Source organism: Kiritimatiellia bacterium, from assembly GCA_018001225.1.
Taxonomy (GTDB): Bacteria; Verrucomicrobiota; Kiritimatiellia; order CAIQIC01; family JAGNIJ01; genus JAGNIJ01.
The window spans coordinates 52,099-69,155 of record JAGNIJ010000003.1 but is presented as its reverse complement, the minus strand read 5'-3'; the positions used below and the strand labels follow the sequence as shown (position 1 = coordinate 69,155).

Here is a 17,057-nt window from a genome sequence, read left to right as displayed (position 1 = left end):
TCTATAGAACCTGATTGTCCTGCCCTATCGAGGACGGCAAAGTATGGGTGTTGTTGTGAACGGATGCCGGTGGCCTGGAACACGCACGATTCTGCCAATAATTCGCGAAAGAGGTGAGCCATGAGTTCTGACGAATCGCTTGTGATCGGTTCGATTGTGCGTGGTCTCACCAAGGGTCAGCCGTTCGTGTTTTTTGTAATGGACTACAAGAACAAGTTCTTCCTCTACAGCCGCATCAAGGACGTGATCGAGAAACGGCTTGGGCTGCTGTGTATTCGGGCTGATGATGTTCCAAGCGGAGGGCATGACCTGCGCGCCAAGATACACCTCATGATTGAGCGCGCGGAGCTGGTTATCGCGGAAATAACCCACAAGGGACCCAACGTCTATTACGAGATCGGTTACGCGGTGGGGGCGCGTCGCCCCCTGTTGCTTGTCATGGAGAAGGGCGCCGAGGTGCCGGAGGACTTGAAGGGCCGCGAATTCATCGAATACAGCGAACGCCGGGAAGACTGCGAGGTATTCGAAGCGCGGTTGTGTGAGCAGGTGCGCACCCGGGTCAACTCCAACATTGCGCTCTTGCGCGACATGCTGGAAGCTGAAAACTCTCAACCGGCGTACATTGTGGCCAATCCCAAACAGCCCACGCCTACGTACAGCCGCCTTAAGGGCCAAATGTACGATCGTCGCACGTACGGGGACAATCTCGGAGTCCTGGGGCTGATATCCGCCTTCGGGTCCATTATGGGCGAAGGGGCCGCCGTGGAGTTGATTTCCGCCAAGTACGGTCCGCCGGATCTGCTCGATCGCGATATTAACTTGTATCTGGTTGGATCGCCAAAAGTAAATCCCGCCACGGAAGTCATGCTGGAGCAATTGCAGCGTGGCGGCAAGCCATGCTGGTCCCTCGATCCCTATCCTGGAGCAAAGAAGAAAGACGATTATCGTGTGGCCCTCTATCGCGGGGATAAAGGGAAGCGAAAGCGGTATCATGGTCGAACCGTGGCTCAAGGCGAGAAGGGCGGGATTGCCCATAAGCTCGACTACGGCATTATCATTCGAGGGCCGCATCCCAAACATCCCGGCCGTATGGTTATGATCATGGCTGGCCCGCACAGCCTTGGCACTGGCGCAGCCTGTCTCGCCGCCACTCGATCGGTCCGTATACAGGATATTAAGAAACAACTTCCCCGAAATGTGCTATCCGATAAGCGAAAAACCATCTGGGTGCTTGTCAAGGGCCAGGCCAATTCCCGGGATGGACTACTGGATGTTGAAAACGTCGAAGTTGTTGACGCCGGTGTCTATGCGTAAGCGCACCAGCCATTTCGTCACCGCCACACACGAGAACCGCCGGGTCTGTATCCTGAATCCGCACCACGGCAGGAGCGACCTGGGTGGCTGGCCGTGGCAAATCCGGATTGCCATGTCCTGGGATCCCGGGCACAGTAGGAAGCGTGGAGTCGGGCGGGGAGGGGGCTATGTTTAAGCCGGTTCCATTTCTGGATTGCTGCGGCCAGCCGAGGCTGGAGGCCGTCAAGATGTTCCAGGCAACCCACGGCGAAACCATCTCCATTCGCCGGTGCCACGCGTGCGGCGCGCACTGGTTCTACCACATGAAGGAATACTGCCTGTCCGGCGACGACTACGACCGGCGGGCCTGGTACGTGCGATTGTCCCCCGAAGAGGCCGGCAGCCTGATCCAATCATCTGAATCGCCGGCGGCAAGTTTTTTTGCAGACAGGGACGGGATCGTGAGGAGCGAGGACGGGATCAGCAGGATTCGTGGCATTCCTTGCTTTCTTCAGTAAATGCCGCCGGCATGAGGGGTGCCCGAGGGGGGGGGCTTAATGGTATTCACTCTGATCTGCAAGGATGATTACCGGGGAGGAAAACATGACTGATCCAAAACAGGCCGTCATTCTCGTTGCCGGTGATGTTTGTCTTGATGCCGTCGGGATGCCTGTCCCGGCCGCCTCGGCGGCGCGGGTGGAACGGGATAATTGGCGGTTGACCGGTGAAATCTGCACGCACTACCTGCCCGGCGGAGCCTTTCAGTTGGCAGAATTTGTGAAGGGAGCATGCCGTGGCTTCGATGTGCGGGGGCCCATTCCTTGCAGACCAAAAGAACTTACCTGCGCCGGGCCATCGGATCAACCGATGGGCATGGACGAGTTTCTGGGAAACGCGGAGCGCCTGACAAGGGATGAAATTGTCCACTCCCTGCTCCAGTTGAGTCTTTACAAGAGCGCCCCGGATGCGAAGAAGGCCGATACCATCCGCGTTAAGTGGCCCCACGGATTCTCGGGCCCCAAGGATGGCGATCCTTCCATGAAAATCCACCCCCCGGGCGAATCCGACAACCCCGCCCGCGTCGTGGTGCTGGATGACACCGGCAATCGGTTCCGTCGCGCACCGGAGCAGTGGCCGGCCGTGGTCGGCAAGCCACCTGCCCCGGGCCTCCATCCGCCGACGATCGTCTACAAGCTTCATAGGCCGTTGCCGGCCGGAAAGGGAACCAATCAACTCTGGGACGCGGTGACGGCCCATCACGCCGATCGCTGCCTTGTCATCGTCTCGGTGGATGACTTGCGCGAGCGCGATGCGCCCATCAGCCGCGGCCTTTCCTGGGAGCGCACGGCCCTCGACCTGGTGTGGCAGTTGCTGCATACCGAGTCCTTCGCTTCCCTCCGCGACTGCCCGCACCTGGTTGTTCGCTTCGGATTGGACGGGGCGCTTTACTGGCATCGCAGCCAGGGGGAGAAGGAGCCCGAGTACGCGGCCTGGCTCGTTTATGATCCCTCGGGCATCGAAGGCACTGGAGCCAGCGCCTGCCCGGGACAAATGGTGGGGTACGGGTCTGCTTTCACGGCGGCCATCGTTCATCAGTTAGCCGTCGCGCCAGTGGCCGAGCGCTTCTGCATCGCCAAGGATAAGGAAGAGAAGCTCCGTCCCCCGGAGGCCATCCAGCGGGGACTCAAGGCCGGGCTTGCCGCTTCTCGTCGTTTGCTGGCTCTCGGATTTGGCAAGGACGGAGGCTGTCCGGCTTACCCCAAGGCCGAGTTATTCGGGGTTGGGGATCAACCTTCCTTCTTTGCTTGCCAGCCGGTGCCGATCATTCCAGGCGCCTCGGTACCGGATCGCGGCTATTGGCGCCTTCTGGAGTCGATATTCTCGGGCAAGACCGCGCTCCTGCAGCGCGCCGTGGCTATGACCGCGACAGGAGCTAAACCTGTTGACGCTGACGGCAAAGAGGCTGAAGCCTTGCTCAAGGCAGCGCCCGTGGCTGTCTTTGCCAAGGCACTCCGGGCCCTAGATCGCCGCGAGGTCGAAAATTACCGCGCGCTCTACTGCCTGCTCCGCGAGTACATCGGGATGCCCTCCACATCGCGCCCCCTTAGCGTCGCGGTTTTTGGTCCGCCGGGAGCGGGCAAGTCTTTTGGTGTGAAGATGGTGGCCAAAGCCTTGGAGGAGCTCGGTGGAAGTCGGCCTATTCAACCCATCACCTTCAATCTTTCGCAGTACCAGAAGGCTGACGACCTCGCCGTCGTCTTTCATCTCGTGCGCGACTACGTCCTGCAAAACAGAATCCCGCTCGTATTCTTCGACGAGTTCGACGCCTCCATGGACGGCAGGGCGTTGGGTTGGTTGCGCTATTTTTTGGCTCCCATGCAGGATGGAGAATTTCTCGACCGCGGCGCACCGCATCCTATTGGACAGGCCATCTTCGTTTTTGCCGGAGGAACCTGCGGCACCTATGCCGAGTTCGCCCGGCCTTTCCTCGGCAGATGTTCGACCAACGAAGACGTGCTAAAGCGCGAAGCATTCCGGAACGCCAAGGGCCCTGATTTCCTGTCGCGCCTTCGCGCTACACTGGATATCCCCGGGCTGGACCTCCAAGCGGAATTTGATCCGTTCGGGCCGGTGGAAGCCTTTCCCTGCGAGCCGGCGATTCTCCTGCGCCGGGCCAGCATCTTCCATTACCAGTTGGGCGAGAAAGCCCCGCACTTGCGGGATGCCGACGGAGTATTCCGCGTCAGCGCCCCGGTGCTCCGGGTCCTTCTGCATTTGCCGAAATTCGTGCATGGCAATCGATCCTTCGAGGCGATGCTGGACATGAGCCATTTCCAGGGCGCGGACAAGTTTACTCCGGCCCTGTTGCCGGCGTGCGGCCACACAGCCCTTCATGCCGATGCCACCCATCTCGTGCAGCTTCTCTCCACCGATTACCCCTTCCCGCCCGGGGAGCGCGAACTGATCGCCCGGGAGATTCACAGGCAATACGTCGTGGATCGGAAGAAGGATCCCGCTCACAACCCGAAGGATCCCGCGCTGGAGGATTGGGATGCCTTGGCCCAGAGCGAGTTAGGTCGCAGCCTCCAGCGGTCGAACATGGAGCAGGCCGATCATATCGCCATCAAGCTGCGCGCGGCAGGCCTGTGGTTCCGGAAGGTGGTGCCGGGCGCGCCAACCGATCCCCATGTTGCCCATCGCCTGCAGGTGATCCTCGAAACGCTGGCGCGGTCGGAGCACAACCGGTGGGTTGCCGAGAAGCGGAAAGAGGGATGGATCGCGGCCCCCGACACGTCGCGCACCAGTCGCAACAACCGTTATCGGCTTCATAACGCCATCTTTCCATGGGAGGAAATCCCGGATGATACGAAGGAACTCGACTTCGGTCCTGTCCGCGGCATCCCCGGGCTGCTTGCCGTTGCTGGCTATGAGATCATCCAGTTGGAGCCGGGCGGAGCATGAAATCCAGCGGGCCATGCCGCCGTCCCGGGGAAGCCTTCCCCATAGCTACCGTGGTCCTGCATGCCTCATCAGTTGTCACAGGCCACGGAAAGGCGCAGCGCGCGTCCTGCAGATCGAGAAGAACGAGGTGCGTGCGCTTATCACGCGCTGTTCAAACCGGCGATCATGGGGGCAAGTAAACACGACCCCGGAGTGCTTCAGGACCATGCTCATTGAAGCGCCGCTGGCTCTCTACGGGTTATTCGTCTCGGACAGGCGCAACATGCCGGCGGGGACAGGCAGGGGGCCGAGGGCGGGGCCTGCGACATCCACGATGACGTTGGACCATGTGCCGTCCGGCGCCGGCGCATGTTGCAGGTTGTACCGTTCGCCGGGTTCGGCGGTCCATTCGAGGGTCACGGCGTCCGGCGAGGGGACGGACAGCCGGGTCACGGCGGGCGGCGTGTTGCCGGTTTCCATCCGGACGCGGACGACCTGGACGCCCCCGTCCGGCCAGAAGGGCAGGAAGTCGTCCAGGCCCAGTTTGACCTGCACGTTGTCGCCGTCCACCATGTTGGTGTCCTTGCGGTCATAGTCGACGGTCCACTTCAGGTTTGTGGGCTCGGCGGTCAGCCCGTCGCAGGAGACCAGCTCGATCCGGTGGTTGCGGGCCGACCGGTAGGCGTGCTGGAGCCGCACGTCCGGCGAGACATGGGCGCGCAGCACCATCTGGCTGTACCAGAGGTAGCCCGGATCATAAACAATCGGGCACACGTTGGTGTCGTAATCCAATCCCACCACGGCGCCGGAGGCGACGATGTACTTCACGTCGTGGGTGGAAACGGTCTTCCCGCTGTTGACGGAGTACCCGTCGTCCAGGAAGTCCGCGTTGTTCGTGACGCCGACGTACCGGTGCAGGGGGTCCAGCAGGTCGTACCAGGAGGGGAGGCCGTGCGTGAGGTTGGTGACGACGTGCATGGACGAGGCGCCGAAGAGCTCCCACTGCTCGCCGAACAGCCGGTGGGTCTCGTTGTGGGGAACGACCGCCCGGCCCGAGGCGTTGGAAACCGTCAGCGCCGCCCGCATGGCCGTCCGCAGCAGGTCGGGCGCTTCCAGCGTCGCGCGGCCCGTCACGTCGAAGCGGTCTCCGGAGGCCGAGTGGTTCTCGTAGGCCGTCTCGATTTCCAGTTCGCCCGCGGCGTTCGTGCCGAGGACTTTCATGCCGGTCGCCGCGAGCCGGTCGCAATTCTCGTTGCCGCTGCCGAAGTACCGGAACAGGCGGTAGGAGGTGAGCAGTTCCGATTCCTGGCTGGTCTGCCGCCAGAAGCCGTCCGTGAGCAGGGCCCACAATTGCGGAGCATGCACCGGGGTGAACTGGTAATGCACCGCCACCGCGTTGCCCGTCTGGGCGCCGCCGCCGGGGAATTCCACGCGGCAGAGCGGCGATCCGGCGGCCCCGCCCAGGTCAACCAGGACGCCCCAGGGGCCGTTGGTCCAGTCATAGGCGCCCCACGCGGCCGGCGCCAGGACGGCCAGCCCGCCCGCGAGCCAGGCGCGCACCCGTTTCATGCCGAACCCCGGGTTTCGCGAAGGATGGCGGCATAGAGGTCCGCGAACTTGCAGCCGTCGCGGAACAGGCAGGCGAAGGTGGCGGCGTAGCCTTCCTGCACCCAGCGGTCCAGCGCCTCGTTCCAGTCCCAGGGCCGGCGGTCCTGCTCGCTGCGCTGGTATTTGAACAGTTCCAGGCACTTGAGCTGCATCAGGGTGCGCGAGTCGCGGGGCGCGAAGCGGACCAGGATTTCCTTGAACGTGCAGTAATACCCCTTCGGGCAGCAGGCCAGTTCCTCGATCAGTTCCCGGGTCGCGCCGTTCGGCCCGTTCCCGGGCACGGCAACGGGCACCCCGCCGAAGGCCGCGGCGTGGCCCTCGGCCTTCCACAGGTCGAGCGCCTCCTCCCACTCGATGGCCCGCCCCTCGCGCTGGCTGCGGTGATACTTGAAGACCTCGATGGCCTTGATCTGCTGCAGCATCCGCGTGTCGCCGGGCGTGCGCGCGAAGACCTCCTTGAACGTGCAGAACCGGCCGGCCGGGCAGCACCCGAGCGATTCGATCAGCCCGCGAATGTACTCCTGATGGTAGTGATCTCCCGTCATGGACTTCTCCTTTCTACTGCCGTTCCCGCGCCGTCGCAAGCCCGGCGAAAGACGATTCGAAGACCCGGTCCCCGGCCGGCGGCGCCAGGGGATCGCGGCCCAGCGACCGGCGTCCGATGTTGAGCAGGATGCCGACCTGGAACAGCGACATGACCAGCGAACTGCCGCCGTAGCTGAAGAACGGAAGCGTGATGCCCTTGGTGGGCAACATGCCCGTGACCACGGCGATGTTAAACATCGCCTGGAGCGAAACGGACAGCGTGATCCCGAAGCCCAGCAGCGCGCCGAACAGGTCCGGGGCGCGCCGGCTGATCCGGGTGCCCAGGAAAAGAAACAGGCCGAACAGCGCGAGGACCGACGTCGAGCCCCACACGCCGTACTCCTCGGCCAGGATCGCGTAGATGAAATCGGTGTGCGGCTCCGGCAGGTAGTAGTGCTTCTGGATGCTGCGGCCCGGCTGGATGCGCGTGCCGCCGAGGATGAACGCGTTGCGGGACTCGAGGAACTGGTGGGCGATGGCCGGGTGCCGCTCGGGCCACCACCAGGCCTCGACCCGGCGCCAGCGGACGGGGTCCAGCCGGACATAGAGCGCGCCGCCCAGCGCGAGCACCAGCCCCGCGAGCACCAGCGGGTGCACGCGGAACCCGGAGACGAACAGCAGCACAACCCCGATCCCGCCCATCAGCACCGCCGTGCCGACGTCCGGCTCCAGCAGCACGAGCGAGGCCAGCAGCAGCGCCAGCCCGCCGGGGATCAGCAGCCCTTCCTTGTACCGCTGCGTCCGCAGGGGCGTGCCGGCGATCCGGGCGGCGATCATGACGATGGCCGCGAACTTGGCCAGCTCCGACGGCTGGACCGTGATCTCGCCGACCCGAAGCCAGCGCCGGCTGCCGCCGATCCGCGGCCCGAGGAACAGGACGGCGAGCAGCAGCACGATGGCCCCCAGCGCGAGGGGCCGGGTCCACCGGCGCCAGAGCGGGTACGGCAGGCGGTACCCCGCCCACGCGGCCGCGAGACCGAGGATCAACCAGGCCGCCTGGCGCTTGACGAAGTAGGCCGGGTCGCCCGCCAGCGCCCGGCCGCGGACGCTGCCCGCGCTCGCGAGCACCGCCAGCCCGAAGGCGACCAGCAGCAGCACGACGGCCATGAGCAGCGCGAGTTCCCGGTTCTCGCGCCGCTCTTTCTTCTGTGTATCGGGTTTCATAAGCCCCGGGGCTCCAGGGGAGCGCCGACCGGCCGGCAGAGCCCTTCGGCCAGGTCGAAGGCGATTTCGTGGTAACCGAGCGCCCCGCACGCCAGCAGGTAAAACGTGTTCAGCATAACCGAGGCCACGAGCAGGTTCGCGAAAAAAAGCTGGGGCACCGAGTCCATCAGTTCAGAGCAGCCCTTGTCCGTCGGCAGCCGGTCGCGCGGCGCCGCGATCTCGGGATGAAACCGGGACAGGTCCGGCGTGACGTCCGCCCCGTTCCGCCGCAGGTACACCTGCGCGTTGCCGTACGTCCCGCGCCGCACCTCGCCCTCGGGCGTGGTCTCGATGCCGTCGTTGCCCCCGCTGATGAGCGTGAGGTCCGCCGGCGCGGGCGCCGCGCCGCGCCCGGCGCAGAAGTCGCCGACCAGCTTCCGGGTGGCGTGGTTGTCCACGCACAGGAAGACGATGTCGCCCGACTGGATCCACCGCGGCAGGTTCTCCGCCGTCACGTATTCGCCCGCCGCCAGCAGCGTCACGCGGCTGTCCGCGAGGAACGGCAGCAAATCCTCCCGGAGCACCTCGGCCTTGTTGCCCGGCCGGCTGAAGAACATCCGCGAGGCATTGGCCGGCTCGAACGCGTCGCCGTCCAGCAGTACGATCCGGCTGTCCGCGGCCGCGGCCCCGAGGTAGAGGCACAGCCCGCGCGCGACCTGCGAGCCGGTGCCGCCGAGGCCGACGATCTTGACGGACAACCCCCCGGCCGGGAACCGGGCCTGCAACCAGGGCATGGAGGCGGTATCGCTCATGGGCACATCTCCCGGACGCCGCGCTCGGCATAGAGGGCCCCCGTCTCGAACCGCACCCGCTCCAGCCACTCCGGCGGCACGTCCTCCGGCCGCCGGCCGCGGTAGCCCTCGAACAGGCTGATCGGGTTCCGGACCTCGAACGCGAATTCGTCCACCGCGATCGTGGCGAAGAGGTCGGGCGGCTCGCGGAGCAGGTCGAGGTGCCCGACGACGACGTGGAGACCCGCCAACTGCCGCTGGTCCTGCCGGTCCAGCGGGCTTTCAAAGGCGCCCAGCGGGCCGTGGCTGTGGATGTCGCCGACCAGTTGTGCGCCGGCGGGGAGGGGGGGGACCTGGTAATCGATCCGCAGCGGGACGGGCCGGCCCCCGAGCCACTGTCCGCCGGTGGCCTGCTGCTCGGGGACGAGCACGTCGTAGCCAGTCCGCCTGTTCCACGTCAGCAGCACAATGGCCTCGCTCGCGTTGCGGCGGCAGACGAGGTCGAAGAATCCGACGACGGTCTCCAGCAGCGCGCCCGGGATCGTGGGGAACCGGTTTTCCAGCCAGGCCCGGTGCCGGCGCAGGGCGGGCGGGCCGCCGGGCGCGGGAACGCTCGACGAGAAGAACGGGGTATGGCGGTTCAGGAACAGGCCGTCGCCGGTCAGCAGGTAGTACACCTCCTCGGCCGGCTCGGGTTCGCCCTCCGCTTTCTTGAGGTAGACGGGAATGCTCATGTCAGGTGCCCTCCGAAGCCCACATCCGGTGCGGGTAGTTGAACCGCCGGGCCGGCGCGCGGATGAAGACCCGCCGCGCGAGGTCCCGCGAGGTCTCCGCCGGCGGGACGGCCGCGTTGAACTCCCGGAACAGCCGCTCGGCCACCTCGCCGGCCGGGAAGCCCGTCCGCAGAAACGGCACGTCGAAAATGAAATCGGGGTTCCCCCGCGTGGCCTGCGCCCAGGCCTCGGGCGAGGCCACCCGCGAGTCCACGCCCAGCTTCTGGTAGATCGTAAACCAGCTCGCTTCCTCGCCGGGCCATGTGCCGCTGTCCGAGCTGCGGTTGAACCCGGAGTAGAGCAGGTGCTCGACGAGCCCGGCCAGGCTTGCGCGGATGCGCGCGTTCATCGGCAGCGGATCGAACGGCGCCAGGGGAAGGTGCTGGGAGCATAACCACGACAGGCATTTGCCCGGCACGGCGACCGCGCGCGGGTCGGCGGCGGAGTAGGGGATCACGCGGTCGGGCGGCTTGTGCTTCGTGGCATTCAGCAGGCAGGGATAGAGCAGCTCGTCCGCCAGGCTGGCCAGCGGCTCGCGGCGGAAGAACACCTCGCACCGCTGCGTCAGGCGGAGCCCGACCTCGGTGTCGCGGACCGCGAAGACGGCAAAGATCACCAGGTAGGGCAGGCTGATCTTGTACTCGCGGTAGCGGGTGGCATAGCCGTGGGTGGCGGGCGAGTCCGGCGCGATCCACCGGACCCGCACCGCCTGCGGCGGGCGCTCGTAGAGCAGGATGGCCATGGGGTGCCGCGTCCAGACGTGCTTGACCCCGTCGGGATAGACGACCTCCTCCAGGCCGGTCCGCGCGGGCTGCAGGCCGGCCGTGAACTCGCGCAGCGGCATCGAGGCCGACAGGCCTTCCGCCGTGCGCGCCGTGATCTCGGTCCCCGAGATGGTCAGCGTCTCCATGGTCTCGTCCCCCCCGCGTCAGGCCGCGCCCTTCTCCCCCGCGCGCGGGTAAAACGTCAGGAACTCGCCCGCGCGGACGGTGGCCTCGTCCGCCGCGAGATCGCCGTTCAGTTGCGCCGCGCTGCCCGGCGCGATGTGCAGCCGCACGCCGAAGCGGCGGCGGATTTCACCGACCGTCGTTCCCGCCGGCACCGTGACATGCTGGCTGAACGGTCCGGACTGGATCGTCAGCCCGATGCCCGCCGCCGGTTCCGGGTCGTCGCCGCCGAACAGCGGCAGCCCCGCGATCGCCGTTCCCCGTTCCCTGGTCCGTGTCATTTCCATCTTCGTTCTCCTTTTATGGGTGTGTCTCTGCCGTCGCCCGGACCGCCGCGTGCCGGGGCACGACGGGCGGGCGGATTCGCCGGACCGCCCCCACGCGGCGGCCGTCCGGCAAATCGAGATGTTCGCGGGCGTTGTGCTCGGTCAACTGCGCCGCCAGGTCGCGGACCTGCCGGTCCAGCGCGTCCTTCAGTTCCTCGACCGTCACGCCGGCCGGTTCGAGGCCCGCCGCCTCCCGGCGGCAGGCTTCCTCGGACGCCTGGATCACGGCGCGGTTGACCACCGCCGGCGTCAGGAAGTCCCGCCGCCGGACCGGGACCGTTTCGCCCGAGCCCACGTACTGGAGTTCGGCCACGGCCTCCGGGTCCTCGGCCGCGTACAGCCAGCCGGCGAGTTCGAGCACGGTTTCGCGCGTCCGCTCCTCCGCCGTCGCCGCGCCCGCCAGCGGCACCCGCTTCAACTGCGTGTCCGCGACCGCCTGGAACTCCCGGCGCCGGGCGAGGCGGCCGAACCGGTGCGTCCGCATGCCGCAGCGCCGCAGCATCGCGGCGTCCAGCAGGTGCGGCGCGTTGCTCGTGAAGAGGCACAGGATCGCGTGGTCGCGGAACTCCGGTCGCGACGGGTCCAGGCGTTGAAGAAACGTTGTGAGGATCCGGTCATAGACCCCGTCGTGGTCCGTGCCGCGGTGCCGGCCGAGTCCCTCGATTTCCTCGCCGACGACGATGACCGGCAGCGGCACGGCGGTGCCGTGCGCGCCCCGGACGGGCGCGCGGGCGAGCTGGCCGATCTCGTCGAAGCAGCGCGCCACGTTGGCGTCCGAAGTACCGAGCCAGGGGCTCAACAGCTGGTCCGGCCGGAACCGGATCACGCGCGGCGGGACCTGGGCCGGCGGCACGCCGAGCGCCCGGGCCATGAGCTCGGCCGCCCCGCGCAGGATCGCCTGGATCGCCAGCGTCTTGCCGGTGCCCGTCGGCCCGACGAGCAGGTGGAAGGCCGAGCGCGGAAGGCCGTAGCGGCGGCGGACCCCGGGGGCGCGCAGTTCCTGGTCCAGGTGCTGCAGGCATTCCTCGATCAGGGCCGGCGGGCCGCCGATGTCCCGCGCCGGGACGATGTCGGGGATGGGCGCGCGGTCCAGGAATTTGAACCAGGAAAACTCGTTGGATTCCGGCAGGTCCGCGAACGCCACCCGCTGGCGCAGGTTGGCGATCAGCAGCGCCCCGGGCCGGACCTCGCCCGCGGCGACCCGCCGAGCGAGCCGGCGCGTGCAATGCAGGACATGACGCTCGTCCCGGCTGGAGACTTCGACCAGGGTTTCGGAGAGCGTCCGCTCCAGGCGCACCGTTTCGCCCGCGTGCGGTCGCGCGCCGTCCAGGCCCAGCAGCGCCGTCGCGCGGTGGTCCACCAGCACCTGGTCGCCCGGCGCCAGGGCCGTGGCCAGCTCCGGGTCCAGGACCACGGGGATCGCCTCGGTCCCGTCCTCGAACACGCACAGCGCGCGGGTGTGCGGACCGAAGCCCGGCATGATGCCCAGGAACACGGCGGGCCGCGCCGGGCCGGACCTCAACTCCTCCTTGCGCTGCTCGTATTCCTCGATGCTCTCCTCCAGCCGCGTGGCGGCGTCGGTTTCCTTCGGGGCCAGGCTGAACAGGTCGCCCAGCGTCGTGCGGTCGCGCTTTTTCATGCATCCTCCCCGGGGTGGATTGGAAAATCTTCGGGCCGCCGCGAAATCACGTTGTACGTCCTCGCCTCCCAGGCGCCGCCCTCCAGGCTGTACAGCCCCTCGGCGGGGCCGCCGCGCGCGTCGAGCCCGAAGACGTGCGCCACCTGCCACGGGCTGCGGTGCGCGAACACGGAGGCCATCCACCGCCGATCTTCTTCCGACATGAAGACGGAGGTCACGTCGCATTCTTTCCGCCGCGCGCAGTCCGGGCAGGCCGAGGCGTCCATCCCCGGCAGGAAGGGGTGCCCGTGCGCGAACCCCACCGGGCGCGCAACCGACCCGGATTCGCGGCGTCGGCGCAGGATCGCCTGCAGCGAGGCCCACGCGCGGCCGGTCATTTCCATGTGGTAGGGGCCGGCTTCCGCGCCCTCGATCAGCAGGGCCTCCGTGATCACCAGGAACAGTTCGCCGCTTTCGGGACAGGAGCATGGATGGCCCAGCAGGAAGCATCCGGTCTCCACCGGCGGCGACTGCGCCGCGCCGAGCCGGGCGAAGCGCTCCGCGCGCTCGCGCGCGCCGGCCAGGTAGTACACCGGGAACGGCGCCGGCCAGGGGGCCTCGCGGTTCGCCGGCTCGGGGAACCGGCGCAAGGGATAGCGGAGCAACCCGGGCGGCCGGTAGGTCACGCCCGGCCGGTGGAAGGCGTCGCCGAGCGGCAGGCCCTTGGCATCGATCACGATCCGGCCGGAGACCCGGGCGTCCGGGTCCGCCGGCCGGCTCTTCATCAGCGCCGCGGTCATTTCCAGCCACACGACCTGCAGGGCCGGGGGCAGAAACTCCAGGCGGGCCCAGGGCTCCGCCGAATCCCGGACGCGGCCCCGGAGCGCGAAGCCCCGGTCGAGTCCCGGCACGAAGCGCCCAAGCACGAGCGCCAGGTCGAGATCCTCGAACGTCACGTCCGGGCGGCCGCGGCGCAGGAACTGTTCGCGCCAGAATTCCGAGCCGCACAGCGCCAGGTCGGCGGGCTGCAACGGGCGCTCGAGCAGCACGCGGCCGGTGGCCTGGTCCAGCAATTCCAGACGGGCGGACATGGTTCCTTTCCGGGCTCCTCCGGCCCCGGGCCCGCGCCCGGGGCCGGCCTCACCCCGGCTACGCCGCCTTCGGGTTCGGCGTCAGCGTGACTTCCAGCATCCGGCTGTGATCGGCTTCCACGTACGAACCGATGGGCCGGTCGGTCGCGGCCAGGAACTCGCCCGTGTCGGACCGGTGGAAGCTCCACGGCACGTTCTGCGGGAGCTGGAACGCGGAGGTGAACGACTGGATCACCTCGCTCGTCTGCGCCGTGGGAGCGACGTCCATCTCGAGACTCGCGTCGCCGTCCAGCGTCGTGGCTTTCATCCTGATCATTTCCGTCATGGTTTTCTCCTTTTCCGGTTGGTGTCTTCCGTTAAGGCCGGCCGATCCCACAGGAAGGCGATGCCGGCCAGCCAAGGCATATTTTCCCGCAGCCGCCGCAGCGCGGGCAGGATCGGGCCGACGGCATGCCGAAGGCAGTCCGCGGCCGCTTGAACCAGGAACTCCGCCACGGCCGCGGGCGCGCCCGTCAGGTCCGTCTCGGCGACGAACCCTTCCGTCGGGTCCGCCACGATGCGCGCCATTCGAACTCGCTCTTGCCAGTCCAGCAGCATCCGCTCGGCCAACGCCCCGCCCGGCGCCGTCGCCGGAAACGGCGGCGCGAGCGCGACGCGCAGCACGAGCGCGTGCTCTTCGCGCAGGACGCGAAGCTCGCGCAGTTCCCGGCCGCACCGGAGCGTCCGGGCAGCGGGCGGGATCCATTCGGCCAGGTCCGTCTCCGCGGGCGCGGTCCACATAGAGGGAGCCGCGGGCGCGGCCGAGAAGGCGGCCCGCAGCCAGTCGGCCAGGACGGCGTGATCTTCGGAGTCCAGCCGCAGGGTGGGGAAGTCCGCCGCCCATGAACCCCGTCGGCGATTGGGCGACAGGATGGGCCGCCACAGGGCCGGGCGCTGTGCCGCCCGGTCCAGCGAGATCTCCCGCGCCGCGGCCGGCCGGATCAGCCGCGACCAGCCGCCGGGTTCCCGGTGGAGCGTAGCGCCGCGCCGGGCGGGCCGGTGCGCGCGGACGGGCCGGGCGGGCATCTGGACACGGGCATCAGGCATCGGCATTCTCCTCGCGGCGCAGGAACGGCTCGGTCGTCAGCGGCAGGGCCGCCGGATGGGCCTCGAAGAACCGGCAGGCCTCCAGGTTGAGCACGCCCACGGGATCGGTGAAGTCGATCGTCACGCTCTGGCCGCAAAGGGCGGCGTAGGAGAGCAGGAGGATTTCCCGCACCGGGATGCCGCGCGGCATGACGGCGCCGAGGCACAACTGCTGCCGCGGGCCCGGCGCGCAGTTCGGATGGAAGACGTCCGGCGGGTACAGCACCTCGACAAAAAACGAGCCGGGAAGCGGCTGCCGCAGCACATCCTCGGGATAGACGATGCCCAGGACCGCCAGTTCGCCCGTGCGCAGTTCGCCGTCGGTGTTCGGCGTCCGGGGCACGGGCACGTTCATGGCCACCATCATGTGCAGCGGCGCGGCCGCCAGTTGGCAGTCCGCGAGCTTCATCCGGTATCGCGCGGCTTGGTCCAGCTTCACGACGTCGCCGTATTCCGCCAGCTTGCGCCGCCCCCAGGTCGTGGAGGCGTCGATCTTCCGGCGGGCGTCATCCATCCTCTTCATCGACGCGGCGTCGAACTCGATCCGGTCCAGCGCGTTCAGTTTCATGTCGTGTGCTCCTTTCCCGGGCCGTGGAGCAGTACGCCGTCCGGCCCCGCCGTGAGCACGGCGTAGCGGGCCTCCGCCGCACCGAGCGCGGCCAGCGGGACCGCGCGGCGCGCGGCCCAATCGCGCAAGGGTGCCTCGCGGCACGTCCCGATGCCGACCGCGGCAGCCAGGCCGCCGCAGGCGCAGCCCGGCAGCGCGTCGGGCTGCCGGGTGAACCGGCCGGGCGCCAGGTCCCGCCCGCAGCGGCAGTGCGCGAGCTCCACGAACACGAAGTCGTCGTCCACGGCCAGGTACGCGGCCTCCGCCGGCAGCGCGGCGGCCTCGAGCAGATCCGCGGGCGTGCACGCGGCGAGGGGCTTCCGCATCTTCACGGGTTTCAGGACGCGGTGCGCGGCGCGGCAGTCCGGCGCGCGCGCGAGCCGGCCGACGAGCGCGCGGTGGGCGAGCGCCGAGTAGGAGATCGCCGTGTCCCGCACGGGTTGCCCGAGCGCGAGCGCGTCGCGCAGTAGCTGGTGCGCGCACAGGTCCGCGGCCAGGCTGCACAGGCTCGGCAGGCTCATCGTCGGGGCCTCCGTCCCCGGCGGCAGTTCCGAGCCGTCGCAGGCGAAACGCCGCCCGGCGTCGAGGTCGCGCCAGTCCCGCGTCCCGAACAGGCAGCCCGGGCACGGGTCCGCCTCCGCCCGGTTGCCGAAGCACTGCACCTGCGCGGTCAGCGTCTCGCCGTGGACGGCCGGGCGCAGCAGGGGAATGCCCAGCGCGCGGCTGACCGCGCCGGCCGCCAGCTCGGCCCGCGGATGGTCCACGGCCGCGACCAGGTAATCGTAGCCGAGCAGGTCGTAGAGGCTTTGCTGCTCCAGTCGGCCGACGAACGCGCGGGCGTCCACCTCCAGGTTGGCCCGCTCCGCCAGCGCGACGGCGACCTCGGCCTTCGGGCGCCCGAGCTCCGCCGCGGTGACCGGGTGGGTCAGCAGGCTCTCGGGCTTGATCTTCTTGCCGTCGATGCAGAGCAGCCGGCCGATGCCCAGCCGCGCCAGGTGCAGGACGAGGGTCAGGCCGACGCTGCCGCAGCCGGCGACGATCACGCCCAGCGCCGCGAGGCGCGAGACCGGATCGGCCGGCGCGCCCACGATCGAGGGAAAACGGCGGGTGCGGTCAAAGGGTCCGGCGAGCGGTTGTGATGTTTCCCGGGCGATCATGATGTCTCCTCGGTGGGCGGCCAGTGCGTGAAGCAGCCTTTCGTCGAAGGGGTAACCGGCTGCGCGCAGCGCGGGCAGTTCTTCGCGTCCGCCGCGCAGCCGCCCCGTTCGGCGCACAGCACCACGCCGCAGGCGCAGTGGTACACGGTCGAGCCCGGGACGAGGGGCGCGCGGCACAGCAGGCAAATCCGGCCCGCGAGCGCCTCCGTGGCGGTCCGGAGCGTGGCCTCGCGGAAGACCGTCACGTGCACCGCCAGGTCGAAGCGCGGGAAGATGAACTCGTCCCGCTCGGCGCCTTCCGCGAGGAGCGGGGCGGGCTCTCCGTTCCAGAGCATCCGCGCCGACGCCGCGCGCGCGACGGCCAGCGGGCCGGGCCCGGCGCCCGGCGCCGCGACGCACAGTTCCGACCCGGAGCCGGGCGGCTGCCAGGGCCGGCCGGCGGGTGCGCCGTTCTCCACGACCAGCGCCGTCGGTTCCGCGACCGGGATCACGACCTCCGGCCGGTCACCGAGCCGCGCCACGAGATGGTAGATGTCGCTCATCTGTTTATAT

Annotated in this window: 17 protein-coding genes; 3 read left to right on the top strand and 14 right to left on the bottom strand. The window is 68.3% G+C overall.

What is annotated here, in order from left to right; all coding sequences use genetic code 11:
- Window positions 1-120: 120 nt before the first annotated feature.
- The 3 genes from KA248_02070 (at window position 121) to KA248_02060 (ending at window position 4,755) form a co-directional block, all read left to right on the top strand.
- A complete protein-coding gene (locus tag KA248_02070; GenBank protein MBP7828685.1) occupies window positions 121-1,314 on the top strand; it encodes a hypothetical protein in 1,194 nt (397 codons plus the stop codon).
- A 167-nt stretch (window positions 1,315-1,481) separates the two neighbouring features.
- Window positions 1,482-1,811: a hypothetical protein gene (locus KA248_02065; GenBank protein MBP7828684.1), complete on the top strand. Its 330-nt coding sequence runs from the start codon at window positions 1,482-1,484 to the stop codon at window positions 1,809-1,811.
- Window positions 1,812-1,896: 85 nt separating this feature from the next.
- The gene (locus KA248_02060) at window positions 1,897-4,755 is read left to right on the top strand and encodes a hypothetical protein (GenBank protein ID MBP7828683.1); all 2,859 of its coding nucleotides are present in this window, start codon (window positions 1,897-1,899) and stop codon (window positions 4,753-4,755) included.
- Between the two features lie 231 nt (window positions 4,756-4,986).
- Here the strand turns inward: KA248_02060 and KA248_02055 are convergent, their stop codons facing one another.
- From KA248_02055 to KA248_01990, 14 genes are read right to left on the bottom strand one after another with little or no spacing between them, the layout of a single operon-like run.
- Window positions 4,987-6,303: a hypothetical protein gene (locus KA248_02055; protein ID MBP7828682.1), complete on the bottom strand. Its 1,317-nt coding sequence runs from the start codon at window positions 6,301-6,303 to the stop codon at window positions 4,987-4,989.
- Window positions 6,300-6,887 (bottom strand): hypothetical protein, encoded by a 588-nt coding sequence (locus tag KA248_02050; protein MBP7828681.1) that lies wholly within the window; start codon window positions 6,885-6,887, stop codon window positions 6,300-6,302. The genes KA248_02055 and KA248_02050 overlap by 4 nt, the downstream gene beginning before the upstream one ends.
- A 13-nt stretch (window positions 6,888-6,900) precedes the next feature.
- Window positions 6,901-8,091, bottom strand: coding sequence for a cell division protein FtsW (locus tag KA248_02045; GenBank protein MBP7828680.1), 1,191 nt, complete (start codon window positions 8,089-8,091; stop codon window positions 6,901-6,903).
- Window positions 8,088-8,882, bottom strand: coding sequence for a ThiF family adenylyltransferase (locus KA248_02040; protein ID MBP7828679.1), 795 nt, complete (start codon window positions 8,880-8,882; stop codon window positions 8,088-8,090). The genes KA248_02045 and KA248_02040 overlap by 4 nt, the downstream gene beginning before the upstream one ends.
- A complete protein-coding gene (locus KA248_02035; GenBank protein MBP7828678.1) occupies window positions 8,879-9,595 on the bottom strand; it encodes a hypothetical protein in 717 nt (238 codons plus the stop codon). The genes KA248_02040 and KA248_02035 overlap by 4 nt, the downstream gene beginning before the upstream one ends.
- Window position 9,596: 1 nt before the next feature.
- A complete protein-coding gene (locus KA248_02030) occupies window positions 9,597-10,544 on the bottom strand; it encodes a hypothetical protein (protein ID MBP7828677.1) in 948 nt (315 codons plus the stop codon).
- An 18-nt stretch (window positions 10,545-10,562) separates the two neighbouring features.
- Entirely contained in the window at window positions 10,563-10,868 is a 306-nt protein-coding gene (locus KA248_02025; protein ID MBP7828676.1) for a hypothetical protein, read from the bottom strand.
- 13 nt (window positions 10,869-10,881) lie between these two features.
- Entirely contained in the window at window positions 10,882-12,546 is a 1,665-nt protein-coding gene (locus KA248_02020) for an AAA family ATPase (protein MBP7828675.1), read from the bottom strand.
- Window positions 12,543-13,616, bottom strand: a complete 1,074-nt coding sequence (locus KA248_02015) for a hypothetical protein (protein ID MBP7828674.1) — start codon at window positions 13,614-13,616, stop codon at window positions 12,543-12,545. The genes KA248_02020 and KA248_02015 overlap by 4 nt, the downstream gene beginning before the upstream one ends.
- A gap of 58 nt (window positions 13,617-13,674) precedes the next feature.
- Window positions 13,675-13,941 (bottom strand): hypothetical protein, encoded by a 267-nt coding sequence (locus KA248_02010; GenBank protein ID MBP7828673.1) that lies wholly within the window; start codon window positions 13,939-13,941, stop codon window positions 13,675-13,677.
- The gene (locus KA248_02005; GenBank protein MBP7828672.1) at window positions 13,938-14,702 is read right to left on the bottom strand and encodes a hypothetical protein; all 765 of its coding nucleotides are present in this window, start codon (window positions 14,700-14,702) and stop codon (window positions 13,938-13,940) included. Before KA248_02005 ends, KA248_02010 begins: the two co-directional genes overlap by 4 nt.
- On the bottom strand, window positions 14,695-15,309 hold the full coding sequence (locus KA248_02000; protein MBP7828671.1) for a hypothetical protein: 615 nt from the start codon (window positions 15,307-15,309) through the stop codon (window positions 14,695-14,697). The genes KA248_02005 and KA248_02000 overlap by 8 nt, the downstream gene beginning before the upstream one ends.
- Entirely contained in the window at window positions 15,306-16,505 is a 1,200-nt protein-coding gene (locus tag KA248_01995; protein MBP7828670.1) for a ThiF family adenylyltransferase, read from the bottom strand. The genes KA248_02000 and KA248_01995 overlap by 4 nt, the downstream gene beginning before the upstream one ends.
- Complete coding sequence (locus KA248_01990; GenBank protein MBP7828669.1) at window positions 16,502-17,047, bottom strand: hypothetical protein; 546 nt, start codon at window positions 17,045-17,047, stop codon at window positions 16,502-16,504. The genes KA248_01995 and KA248_01990 overlap by 4 nt, the downstream gene beginning before the upstream one ends.
- Window positions 17,048-17,057: the final 10 nt, after the last annotated feature.

Coding starts and splice junctions, on each gene's coding strand:
- KA248_02030 (MBP7828677.1), bottom strand. CDS start 10,544: ATGGAGACGCTGACCATCTCGGGGACCGAGATCACGGCGCGCACGGCG.
- KA248_02060 (MBP7828683.1), top strand. CDS start 1,897: ATGACTGATCCAAAACAGGCCGTCATTCTCGTTGCCGGTGATGTTTGT.
- KA248_02070 (MBP7828685.1), top strand. CDS start 121: ATGAGTTCTGACGAATCGCTTGTGATCGGTTCGATTGTGCGTGGTCTC.
- KA248_01995 (MBP7828670.1), bottom strand. CDS start 16,505: ATGATCGCCCGGGAAACATCACAACCGCTCGCCGGACCCTTTGACCGC.
- KA248_02050 (MBP7828681.1), bottom strand. CDS start 6,887: ATGACGGGAGATCACTACCATCAGGAGTACATTCGCGGGCTGATCGAA.
- KA248_02010 (MBP7828673.1), bottom strand. CDS start 13,941: ATGACGGAAATGATCAGGATGAAAGCCACGACGCTGGACGGCGACGCG.
- KA248_02055 (MBP7828682.1), bottom strand. CDS start 6,303: ATGAAACGGGTGCGCGCCTGGCTCGCGGGCGGGCTGGCCGTCCTGGCG.
- KA248_01990 (MBP7828669.1), bottom strand. CDS start 17,047: ATGAGCGACATCTACCATCTCGTGGCGCGGCTCGGTGACCGGCCGGAG.
- KA248_02015 (MBP7828674.1), bottom strand. CDS start 13,616: ATGTCCGCCCGTCTGGAATTGCTGGACCAGGCCACCGGCCGCGTGCTG.
- KA248_02025 (MBP7828676.1), bottom strand. CDS start 10,868: ATGGAAATGACACGGACCAGGGAACGGGGAACGGCGATCGCGGGGCTG.
- KA248_02040 (MBP7828679.1), bottom strand. CDS start 8,882: ATGAGCGATACCGCCTCCATGCCCTGGTTGCAGGCCCGGTTCCCGGCC.
- KA248_02045 (MBP7828680.1), bottom strand. CDS start 8,091: ATGAAACCCGATACACAGAAGAAAGAGCGGCGCGAGAACCGGGAACTC.
- KA248_02065 (MBP7828684.1), top strand. CDS start 1,482: ATGTTTAAGCCGGTTCCATTTCTGGATTGCTGCGGCCAGCCGAGGCTG.
- KA248_02000 (MBP7828671.1), bottom strand. CDS start 15,309: ATGAAACTGAACGCGCTGGACCGGATCGAGTTCGACGCCGCGTCGATG.
- KA248_02005 (MBP7828672.1), bottom strand. CDS start 14,702: ATGCCTGATGCCCGTGTCCAGATGCCCGCCCGGCCCGTCCGCGCGCAC.
- KA248_02035 (MBP7828678.1), bottom strand. CDS start 9,595: ATGAGCATTCCCGTCTACCTCAAGAAAGCGGAGGGCGAACCCGAGCCG.
- KA248_02020 (MBP7828675.1), bottom strand. CDS start 12,546: ATGAAAAAGCGCGACCGCACGACGCTGGGCGACCTGTTCAGCCTGGCC.